This is a genomic window from Aureitalea sp. L0-47 (assembly GCF_026126405.1).
Classification (GTDB): domain Bacteria; phylum Bacteroidota; class Bacteroidia; order Flavobacteriales; family Flavobacteriaceae; genus Pukyongia.
Window position 1 is genome coordinate 42,440 of record NZ_JAFMTQ010000006.1, and the last position, 12,327, is coordinate 54,766.

Genomic DNA, 12,327 nt, shown 5'->3' on the forward strand with positions numbered 1-12,327 from the left:
GCCGCCTTAAACTTTAGCTTTTCTTCGAATTACTTAACAATAATCCTTGCAGTCTGATAGGCTGTTGTGGTTTGACCCCCCACCTTCAGAAGGTAAACTCCACTAGCTAATTTTGCCATATCGAGATTTAACTTGTACTGTCCGTTGATCTTAGGAATTTTCTTGTTAAATCCAAGTTCCTGGCCAAGAACATTATACACTCCAAGGAATACTCCTCCATCGAAATCTGTGTCTAGAGTAACCTCAAATTGGTTGTTCGATTTAGAAACTACGATCAACTCACCATCTCTGATAGCTCGGTCATCGAGGCTAAGTGTACCAATATTTGCCGTGTAATCTTCTGTCTCTCCAAATTCGGCCTCATCGCAGGCTGCTGGTACGGGTCCCTGCCAGTTGGACTTGGCTCTCATCAGGTGAGTCCCTGTCTGTGCGTTTGGCGGGATCACAAGATCAAATGTTTCAGTATAAGTGCCTGCTCCCTGCCCTGGCGCAATTACATAATTTGTAACAACACGCTCATTGGCAGCAAAAACATTATCATCGTTAAAGTCAATCCATACTGTGATGAACTGGTCTCCATAACCTGTCGTAACAGTTAGGTCATAAGTAGTATCCTGCTCTAAGTTTGCTTCCAAATTGGTAAAATTACCATATCCTTCGCAACCGGATGCATTGTTGATCTCTGCTATAGAAAAGAGCTGGAATCCATCACCAAACGAACAATCTGAATTTGGCATACATAGCTCGTTCTCAACTACCGATGTGGTTTCGTCGTTAGCATTGTCCTGGTCACTTCCAAGAGACGTTTTGGCTGTAAATGTATAAGATCCTAACTCGGAAAGATCGGCTGTTTGAGTGAAATCGTAATCCACTTCTTCTTCGGAATTAATAGTTCCTGAAAAGGTCTCAACTACCGGAGTCCCTCCGTCAATACTGTATTCCACGTCGAAATTCGACTGAGGATTCGCACCGAAATTCTTGATCGTCACCGTAACTGTTTCATCCTCTCCAAGGCTAAATCCACTTACAGGAGCAGCGATCTCAAGCGCTCCAACATCGTCACCCAACAGGTGCTTCACAGTCTTTGTGAAATTATCATTCGGATTAAATTCATCACCTGGTAGCAATGCTGTAACTTCTACTTCGTGTTCCTGGCCTGGGGTTGAAAGATCAAGCGTGGCGGTAAATGTATAGGTATCCGTTTCGTTAGGTGCAATGGATCCTACATAGTTTTCCGTAGCAATGAGGTTTCCATCAAGACGAAGTTCCAGGGGAACATTGGTTTGTGCTGCCGAACCAAAATTACGAACGCTTACTTCAACGGTTTCTGCATTTGTAAGCACACCATTTTCGGGTTGCACAATGTCGTTGACTCCAACATCGTTTGCAAAACCTCCCGACAAAGAGAAAGAAGCAACTTGCGTTCTCCATTGGTTATTCGCCGAAAAATAATCCGAAGTAAACCAGAAAGTGAAGTTATTCGGATCCATGGTCATATGCGAGTAGTCACCATATCGGTTACTGTTCGTTCGCACACCTGGTCCGTCGATGATAACTGTTTCGGCCACTGTCATTTGTCCTAAGGGATCTCCGTCGAAACGCCCTGTATAACGTAACGAAGGTGCAAGGTTATTACTTCCAGTTGTGTATCCCAGGGCAATATTACCTGCTGCATCCATAGCACCACTACTCATAACACGGCTATGTCCGTCGAGTATAGCATAGGTTCCTTCCTGGAAAATAGTCCATGGATTCGCGCCATCGTTCCTTAGTTCGATCCATCGGATTCCTCCCGTTAGGTTCCCATCAATGAATGTATTGAAGGTGATCAACCACGAATTGTGCGATCCGAAATCTCGATAATTCGCTGCGAAAGAAACAATTCCTCCGTGAGCAGCGAGACGTTGATTTGTACCTGGCTGAAACAATGCTCCGTTTCCATTTCCAAATATTTCTCCTGCATCAAAAGGGTCGGTAGGAATTTCCAGTGGGGCTGAGATCGTTGAATTCCCAACATTATTCCAATCCATATCGATCTCCCAAACCTTCAGGTGGTCGAAAGTAATAGCTCCCGTCCATCCATCATCCTGCAGATAAACTATATATCCTGGAGTACTGGTATCTACAACTGTTCCGGTAAGATTCACCGCAGCAGGACTCTTTACAGTTTGAGGGTTTATTACGATCTGCGGAAGGTTGAATATTAGTATTTGTGGATTCGCACCTCCGGCGAGCATCACGTCGCGTTCCATCACAAAACCCTGTGTGGTTTGACCATTAAGGTTCACGGTTCCATAATAACCGTCATGCCAAACACCGTATTTAGGATAATCCGGGAAACCACTGAATTGGTACTGCCAAACATTATAGGCTCCTGTTGGATCATTAGTATCTGAAACTCCAATTACTAAAGAGTTATTCAATGATCCAAAAGCACTCATCACCCAACGGTCGGCTAACTGATCATATAGCACAATAGGGTCACCGGGGCTATTAGAAATACCAAGAAAGCCAGCGATAGAGGTAGGACCCGTGATGAGAGTTCCGGTCTTATCGAAAATCTTCACCAAAAGGTTCACCGAGTGCATATAATGATTCGGACCTACGGCACCGGTAGGATCGGGTGGAAAAACACCACCAGCCTCCGATGAGGATGCACCAACAAAGTTCTGTTCCAATGGTAGACTTTCTATCTGGCCCGGTTCGGTTTGCATATCCGGGATCACGGTTGTGGTTGGAACAGTCTCTGGTGTAGTATTCACCAGTTGGTCTAAGATCATTGTCTGCTCTTTGGCATCATAATACTGACTCTCCATTGTAGGAAAATCCCTCAGAGGAGCAGTTTTCCCGAGGAAGGTTCCGGTTATTATTTCACTTGGTGGATAGGTTTCCTGGGCATTCAGAACTATACAAAAGAGCATAGCTAATGCCACAAAAGGAGTTTTTAGGTTCATAGTTAAAGTTTTAGCTGATTAATTTTTTGCTGGCAGAAGGTACGGCGAATAAATGAATTCAGAAACCTACCAAACCAGTAGACAAAAGAAGGGGTGACTAAAATACCACCCCTTTCTTTATTATTGTTTCTGAGGAACTATTTCACAATAATCCTTGCGGTTTTATACATTCTATTATACTGCCCGCCTACTTTGATAAGGTAGACGCCACTGGCTGCTGCAGACATGTCCAGGTTCAGGTTATAAGTGTTACCGGATTGGTTCAACACTTTGTAACCCAGTTGCTGTCCGAGTGTGTTATAGATTGCCGCAAACACTTCTCCGTCAAAATCGGTAACCAATGAAACTTCAAATTGATTGTTTGGTAAAGTGGTTACTCTTAGATCGGAATCGCGGAATGCAATATCTTCCAGGCTCAATGATCCGATATTTGCCGAATAATCTTCGGTTTCACCAAACTGGGTTTGCTCACAGGCATTTATTGGCACCGGAGCCTGCCAGTTGGTCTTTGCTCTCATGATGTGCTCGCCTGCCGCAACACCCGCCGGTACAACAAGGTCGAAGGTCTCAGTATAGCTCCCACTTCCCTGTCCGGGCGCGATAACATAGTCCAGCACAACACGCTCGTTCGGACTAAAATTGAAATCGTCGTTAAAGTCGATCCACACAGTAACATGCTGATCACCATAACCTGTAGTAACCGTTAAGCTGTAGGTAGTATCTTCTTCCAGATTTGCTACCTGGTTTCTGAAATCACCGTAACCTTCACATCCTGATGGATTGTTTATTTCCTGGATTGAAAACAATTGGAATCCATCTCCGAAAGAACAGTCGGGATCTGGCTGACAAAGCTCATTCTCGATAGTTGTACTTGTTTCGTCGTTAGCTGTATCCTGGTCACCTCCAAGAGATGTTGATGCTGTAACGGTATAAGTTCCTAAGGCAGTAAAATCACCCTGTTGGGCAAAGTCGAAACTTACCTCTTCTTCGGAATTTATCGTACCACTAAAACTTTCAACTACGGCGGCACCTCCGTCAATGGAGTACTCAACGTCGAAATTTGTCTGCGGATTCGCACCAAAATTTTTCACTGTGATAGTCACAGTTTCATCACCCAATCCTTGTCCGGATTGAGGAGCAGTGATCTCGAGCGCTCCTACATCGTTACCAAACAGGTGAGTTACCTCCTTGCTGAAACCATCGTTGGTATTAAACTCGTCGGCCGCCAATAGTGTGTTCACTTCGATATTGTAAGTCTGACCTACTGTAGAAAGGTCCACAGTAGCGGAAAATGTATAGGTGTCTGTGGAATTGGCTGCTATATTACCTGTATAGCTTTCGGAAGCAATAAGGTTGCCGTCTACACGCAATTCCAAAGGAATACTCGTTTGGTCTGCCGTACCGTAATTTCGGATACTCACCTCAACGGTTTCAGAATTTGTCAATACACCATTGACCGGCTGAATGATATCGTTCACACCCACATCATTGGTGAATCCACCCGATAAAGAGAAAGATGCGATCCTGGAAACCCAGAAATTATTAGCACTGAAGTATTCAGCCGTATGCCAGAAGGTGAAATTGTCCGGATCCATAGTGAGATGGGAATAATCCCCAAATCGGTTAGTGTTCGTTTGAACACCTATTCCGTCTACGATTGTTGTTTCGGCAACGGTCATTTGTCCTAATGGATCACCATCAAACCTACCTGTATATCGCACTCCTACCGGCAGCGTTCCGCTGGCAATATTAAATCCGAGTCCGATATTTCCACCAGCATCCATAGCTCCACTACCCATAAATCGGCTCTGGCCGTCGTTGGGTGCGTAAGTTCCTTCCTGGAACACGGACCAATCGTTTACGGCATCGTTTCGCAATTCTACCCAACGTACACCAGATGTATCATTTCCGTCAACGTCTACATTAAAGGTTACTAACCACGAATTATGTGATCCGAAACTCCTGTAATTGGCAGCAAAAGAAATTACACCGCCTATCATATCGATCTTATTGCTGGTACCCGGTTGATTCACGTCTCCAGTTCCGAAGGGTGCAAAAACCGAATCGAAAGGTGCCACAGGCACTTCCAGGGGTGACGAGATCGATGAATTACCAATATTTGCCCAATCCACATCGATTTCCCAGATCTTCAGGTGGTCGAAGGTAATACCTCCGCCCCAGCCGTCGTCCTGGAGATATACGATATAACCCGGTATGTTTGGTGGAAACACCGTGCCGGTAAGGTTTGCAGGTTCAGGACTAAATACTGTGTTAGGATTATTGTTAACTCCCGGAAGGTTAAATCCAACGATCTGTGGATTCGCACCACCTGCGAGGATAACATCGCGTTCCATTACATAGGTTGTATTCCCTGAGAATTTATTCGCTGTTACATAATAACCATCCGGCCAAACCGAATAGTGAGGGTAATCCGGGAAGGAATCAAGAACAAATTCATATACATTATAAGCCCCTGTGGGATCATTTGTTACGGAGACACCTAATACGAGCGAGTTTGGTGCTGCTCCAAACTGACTTACAAAATAACGATCTGCCAGTTGGTCGTACATCACGATAGGGTCTCCACTATTATTTCCGGAACCGAGAAAAGATCCCAGAGATGTCGGTCCGGCAAGCAATGTCCCTTGCTTGTCAAAAATTTTCACTACCAGATTTACAGCGTGAACATAGTGGTTAGGTCCTACAGCTCCGGTTGGGTCCGGAGGAGTTGCGCCACCCTCAGCTGCCGTGGCTCCGTCAAAGTTTTCTTCCAGGGCGAAGCTGGCAATGCGTCCAGCGGTCTTTTGAGCCACAGGATCGTCTCCTAAAGGTAAAGCCGCAGCATTTACCTTTTCGTTCGCCCTTAAATTGTTAGGAATGATCTTTAGGTTTTTCGGATCCGTGTTTTCTGAAGCATCCACGGTAGGAAAGTCTCTTAAAGGAATTGTTTGTTTCACGAATCGTCCATAGGAAACAGACGAAGGTGGATTACTCTCCTGTGCAAAAATGCCGCATACAGAAAATACAGCCAACACAAGTAGCAAATTTTTCATTTTCATAGTCAATGATTTTAGTTGATTTTCTTTTTGAAGGGTTGAAGATACGGCTAAAAAGCGAATTCAAAAACCTACAAAACAAATAGAGAATATCACTTCTATTATATGTGTCCCATTTCCCAGATAATAATTTTTATTTAGTTATTTTTGCTCTTTGTTCAAAGTACTCTAAAAAGCATCAGATGATCCACTTTTTTGGTGACGTAAAAAACACTGTTTTTGCTGTCCAGTCCACCGACGATCTTTCTCCTCGAACCATAGAAAAACTAACTTGGTTATTTGGTAACCAACCTAAAATAGAACAGTCCGCGATAGCGGATTTTTTTGTTGGCCCGAGAGCTGCCATGGTATCTCCATGGAGTACAAATGCCGTGGAGATAACCGAAAATATGCACGTCGAAGGAATCACGAGAATCGAAGAGTTTCATCACGTAAGTGAAGACTACTCGGATTTCGACCCCATGCTCTCCCAGAAATACAATTTATTGGATCAGGACATTTTTGATCTTCATATTGAGCCGGAACCTATAAAAGAGATTAGCGATATCGCTGCCTATAATGAGCAGGAAGGACTTGCTTTAAATAGTGATGAAGTTGAATACCTGAAGCAGCTTTCCGAAAAACTTGGCAGAAAATTAACCGACAGTGAGGTATTCGGTTTCAGCCAGGTGAACAGTGAGCATTGCCGACACAAGATCTTCAACGGAACCTTCGAGATAGATGGTGAAACCATGCCGAGTTCCCTTTTTAAACTAATTAAGAAAACCTCGGCAACACACCCTAACGAAATTGTTTCTGCCTACAAGGACAACGTTGCTTTTATAAAAGGGCCTGAAGTAGAGCAATTTGCACCTAAGACTGCCGATAAACCGGACTTCTATCAAACTACGCCCTTCCAAAGTGTAATTTCTCTCAAGGCGGAGACTCACAATTTCCCGACTACAGTTGAGCCCTTCAATGGAGCTGCTACCGGGAGTGGTGGAGAGATCCGTGACCGCCTGGCAGGAGGTAAAGGTTCACTACCACTTGCAGGAACCGCTGTTTACATGACCTCCTATTCCAGGCTAATGGACAACAGACCATGGGAAAAGGCTATGAAAGAAAGAAACTGGTTGTATCAAACTCCAATGGACATATTGATTAAAGCCAGTAACGGAGCATCGGATTTCGGTAATAAGTTCGGACAACCGCTTATAGCGGGTTCCGTGCTCACCTTCGAACATGAAGAAGAAGCTCGAAAATTAGGTTTTGACAAAGTGATCATGCTTGCCGGTGGAATCGGTTATGGAAAAGCTTCACAGGCCATCAAGGATATACCACAAACCGGTGATAAGGTTGTCATCCTGGGAGGTGAAAACTATCGGATCGGAATGGGTGGTGCTGCTGTTTCCTCTGCTGATACTGGCGAATTCGAAAGTGGAATAGAACTAAATGCCGTGCAGCGTTCCAATCCTGAAATGCAGAAACGCGCTGCCAATGCCGTTCGAGGTATGGTAGAAAGCGAAGAGAATCCAATCGTATCCATCCACGATCACGGAGCAGGAGGACATTTGAATTGCCTCAGTGAATTAGTGGAAGAGACCGGTGGACATATCGACCTGGACAAATTACCGGTGGGTGACCCTACCCTTTCTGCCAAGGAATTGATCGGGAACGAATCCCAGGAACGAATGGGACTCGTTATTGGGGAAGATGATATAGAAACCCTGAAACGTATTGCCGAACGCGAGCGATCTCCAATGTATGAAGTTGGAGAAGTAACCGGGGATCATCAATTCTGTTTCCAAAGCAGCTCAACAGGTGAGAAACCTATGGATTTTGCATTGGAAGATATGTTTGGAAGTTCGCCTAAAACAGTAATGCAGGATAGATCCATTCAAAGAAATTACAAGAATCCTGACTACGATTCCGGACGTTTGCACGAATACCTGAATATGGTGCTACAACTGGAAGCAGTGGCCTGCAAGGATTGGCTTACAAATAAAGTAGACCGCTGTGTTACGGGTAGAGTGGCGAAGCAACAATGTGCTGGCCCACTACAATTACCGTTGAACAACTGCGGTGTGATGGCTCTTGATTACAATGGAAAAGAAGGTGTAGCCACTTCGATCGGACACTCACCAATTAGCGGATTGATAGACCCCGTGGCGGGTTCGCGTAACTCCATTGCTGAAGCGCTAACAAATATTGTCTGGGCTCCCCTGGAGAAAGGAATGAAAAGTATTTCACTTTCCGCGAACTGGATGTGGCCTTGTAATAACGAAGGAGAAGATGCCAGGCTGTACAAAGCTGTTAAAGGAGTAAGTGATTTTGCCATAGAACTAGGCATCAATGTACCTACGGGTAAGGACTCCCTTTCGATGAAGCAAAAATACCCGAACGAAGAAGTTATCGCTCCCGGTACTGTAATCATCTCGGCGGCGGGACATTGTAAAGATGTGAAACAGGTTGTGGAACCTGTGCTTCAAAAGGGTGCCGGCAGTATCTACTATATCAATATATCACAGGACAAGTTTAAGCTGGGAGGTTCGTCCTTTGCTCAAATACTGAATACTATTGGTTCTGAAGCACCTACTGTGACGGATGCGTCCTATGTGGTGACCGTGTTCAATGCGCTTCAGAAATTAATTTCAGAAGAAAAGATAGCCGCAGGTCATGATGTCGCTGCAGGCGGTTTGATCACAACCTTGCTTGAAATGTGCTTTGCTGATGTGAATCTCGGAGCACAACTTGATCTGTCTGAATTAGGTGATTCTCTTATCCCGATTCTCTTTTCTGAAAATTGTGGAGTTGTGATCCAGGCACAGAATGATTCCGAAGTAGAAACAATGCTAAAATCTGAAGGTATAGCCTTCCATAAGATTGGATCTGTAAGTTCAGATGACTCGCTTCAACTTACTCACAATGAGGTGACTGAAGAATTTAACATTACTGAATACCGCGATGTTTGGTATCAGACTTCTTACTTGCTTGACCGAATGCAAAGTGGTGCAGCTCAGGCAAAAGAGCGGTTCGATAACTACAAGAACCAACCACTAAAGTTCAATTTCCCGAATCATTTTACAGGCGAGCTACCTGTTGTAGACACTTCAAAACCGAAGATCAAAGCGGCGGTTATTCGTGAGATGGGAAGTAACAGTGAACGCGAAATGGCCTACGCCATGCACCTGGCTGGGTTTGATGTGAAGGATGTTCACATGACAGATCTAATTACAGGGCGCGAAACCCTTGATGACATTAAATTCATAGCTGCCGTAGGAGGATTTTCGAATAGTGACGTGTTGGGTAGTGCCAAAGGATGGGCAGGCGCCTTCCTTTATAATGAAAAGGCGAACAAAGCGCTGAACAACTTCTTCAGCAAAGAGGATACACTGTCTCTTGGAGTTTGTAATGGATGTCAGCTGTTCATAGAACTCGGACTCATAAACCCTGATCATAAAGAAAAGCCGAAGATGCTTCACAACGACACTCATAAGTTCGAGTGTTCTTTTACTTCTATCGAGATCCAGGATAACAACTCTGTAATGCTTTCGTCTCTGTCGGGAAGCACACTTGGTATTTGGGCGGCTCACGGTGAAGGTAAATTTAGCTTTCCCCTTTCAGAAGAAAACTATAAGATCGTTGGGAAATATGGTTATGAAGGCCTTCCGGCGAATCCTAATGGAAGTGATTATAATACAGCAATTCTTACAGACGACAGCGGGAGACACCTGGTTATCATGCCTCACCTGGAGCGATCCACCTTCCCCTGGAACTGGGGTTATTACCCATCGGGCCGTGAGGACAAAGTATCACCATGGCATGAGGCATTCGTGAATGCCAGAAAGTGGCTGGAAGCTAAAGAAGCATAGAGCCAGCTGGTTTTGACCCATTATAATCTGAAGATTTTTTCCTATTTTGTGTGTCTGAAAAAATGCGACCATGATCGAAGTAAAAAGACTTTTTGACTTCCCATATTACCAATTAGAAAATTTTCCACTAGAAGCCTCCCTGGTTACCAAAAAGAACGGTGAATGGGTTGCCACGTCTACCAAAGAATATCTCGACAAAGCGAACGCACTGAGTCGGGGATTGATCCACCTGGGAGTTAGGCCGAACGACAAGGTTGCACTTATATCAATGACCAATCGCACCGAGTGGAACATCTGCGACATAGGCGTATTACAGATCGGCGCTCAGGATGTGCCGATTTATCCAACGATTTCCGAAGAAGAATATGCCTATGTACTGAATCACAGCGAATCTAAATTCTGTTTTGTTTCCTGTACAGAAGTACTTGACAAGATCAATAAGATCAAGGATCAGGTTCCTACTTTGGAAGGAGTATATTGTTTTGATGAATTAAGAGATTGCCCACATTACAGCGAAGTAATTAAGCTTGGAGAAGAACATCCCGAGCTACAGGATGAGGTAGAGAAAAGAAAAGACCTCATTAAGGAAGACGATCTGGCCACTTTGATATACACCTCCGGAACTACCGGTAAGCCAAAAGGTGTGATGCTGAGTCATAAAAACATTGCAACGAACGCGGTCTATAGTGCAGAGCGATTGCCTATCGATATCGCCAAGAACAAGTCGTTGAGTTTCCTACCTGTGTGCCATATCTATGAGCGTATGCTTCTCTATATGTACCAGTTTTGTGGAGTGAGCATCCATTTTGCTGAATCCCTTGAAACTATAAGCGATAATTTAAAGGAAATCAAGCCGGAAGTCATGACGGCTGTCCCTCGCCTACTCGAAAAAGTGTACGATAAGATCTATGCCAAGGGGTCCGATCTAACGGGGATCAAGAAGAAACTATTTTTCTGGGCGGTATCAGTTGGTCTACAATACGAGCCATACGGGCAAAACGGATGGTGGTATGAGACGAAATTAAAGATCGCCCGTAAATTGATATTCTCTAAGTGGCAGGAAGCCCTCGGTGGCAATCTGAAAGCCGTTGCATCAGGCAGTGCTGCACTGCAAGCCCGACTTGCCAGAGTGTTTAATGCCGCTGGAATACCTGTGATGGAGGGCTACGGACTTACCGAAACCTCTCCGGTGGTGAGTGTGAATGATATGCGGAAAGGAGGTTTCCGAATTGGAACAGTTGGTAAACCTATTCGTGATACGGAAGTAAAGATCGCGCATGACGGAGAGATCCTTATCAAGGGCCCGCAGGTTATGATGGGGTATTATAAAGATCCCGATCTTACGGCCGATGTATTAAAAGATGGATATTTCCACACCGGTGATATCGGTGAAATAGATGAAGATGGATTCCTGAAGATAACCGACAGGAAAAAGGAGATGTTCAAAACAAGTGGTGGGAAGTACGTGGCACCACAGATCATTGAAAACGCCTTCAAACAATCCAGGTTCATTGAGCAAGTAATGGTAGTAGGTGAAGGTGAGAAAATGCCGGCTGCCCTCATTCAGCCGAATTATGAATTCGTCCATGAATGGAACGAAAGAAAAGGAAAAGACCTTCCTGAAGACCCAGCACTCCTAGCTACCAATGAAAAACTTATTAAGCGTATTCAAAAGGAAGTGGATCATTTCAACGAGCGTTTCGGAAAATGGGAACAGGTTAAGAAGTTTGAACTAACCCCAGAAGTATGGACTATCGACGAAGGTCACCTTACTCCTACTATGAAAATGAAACGAAAAGTGATCAAGCAAAAGTACATCGACCTCTACAATAAGATGTATGGTCACGAAAGTAGTACCTAACTATTTTCCGCATAAAAAGCGATCAAGGACCTTCTTGGAAACTCATTAACTTTAGGAATGACAGGAGCTTGTAACACCAAGCTCTATAATTTTGTTAATTTATTATGCATGCATAGTATATTTTATTATCTTTGGCAATATCAAAAACAAACTCCCTTGAAAGAAAAAACGATCGATTACATACTACGGGCCACCTGGATGGGGGTGAGTAAGATGTATAACGAAGAAGCGGCGAAGAAAGACAGCACGATGGCCACGGGTTTCGCCCTCATAAGTATAGATCCTGAAGAAGGAACTCCTTCAACGGCATTGGGCCCAAAGATGGGGATGGAAGCCACTAGCCTATCGAGAACCTTAAAGAATATGGAAGAAAAGGGTCTTATAGAAAGAAGACCTAATCCACTGGACGGCAGGAGTGTGCTTATTCATCTTACCGACTTCGGAAGGGAGATGCGTGAGTACTCCAAAGGTGTTGTTTTGCGTTTCGATGAAGCAGTAAAAGCGACAATCGGTGAAGAAGACCTTCAAACATATAAGCGAGTAGCCAATACAATACTCGACCTGGTTACTTCAAAAAAAATATACAAGACTGAAAAAATATAATC

The 12,327-nt window shown here is 44.3% G+C and carries 5 protein-coding genes; 3 read left to right on the plus strand and 2 right to left on the minus strand.

The annotated features are described in order from the left end of the window. Positions 1–29: 29 nt before the first annotated feature. On the minus strand, positions 30–2,954 hold the full coding sequence (locus J1N09_RS07795; protein WP_265199499.1) for a GEVED domain-containing protein: 2,925 nt from the start codon (positions 2,952–2,954) through the stop codon (positions 30–32). Positions 2,955–3,091: 137 nt separating this feature from the next. Further along, complete coding sequence (locus J1N09_RS07800) at positions 3,092–6,007, minus strand: T9SS type A sorting domain-containing protein (RefSeq protein ID WP_265199501.1); 2,916 nt, start codon at positions 6,005–6,007, stop codon at positions 3,092–3,094. Positions 6,008–6,192: 185 nt separating this feature from the next. Between J1N09_RS07800 and purL the strand changes: the two genes are divergently transcribed. From purL to J1N09_RS07815, 3 genes are all read left to right on the plus strand, one after another. Beyond that, the gene (gene purL / locus J1N09_RS07805; RefSeq protein ID WP_265199504.1) at positions 6,193–9,861 is read left to right on the plus strand and encodes a phosphoribosylformylglycinamidine synthase; all 3,669 of its coding nucleotides are present in this window, start codon (positions 6,193–6,195) and stop codon (positions 9,859–9,861) included. Between the two features lie 70 nt (positions 9,862–9,931). Continuing rightward, positions 9,932–11,722: an AMP-dependent synthetase/ligase gene (locus J1N09_RS07810; RefSeq protein WP_265199506.1), complete on the plus strand. Its 1,791-nt coding sequence runs from the start codon at positions 9,932–9,934 to the stop codon at positions 11,720–11,722. Between the two features lie 156 nt (positions 11,723–11,878). Further along, the gene (locus tag J1N09_RS07815; RefSeq protein ID WP_265199507.1) at positions 11,879–12,325 is read left to right on the plus strand and encodes a MarR family winged helix-turn-helix transcriptional regulator; all 447 of its coding nucleotides are present in this window, start codon (positions 11,879–11,881) and stop codon (positions 12,323–12,325) included. The last annotated feature ends 2 nt before the right edge of the window (positions 12,326–12,327 follow it).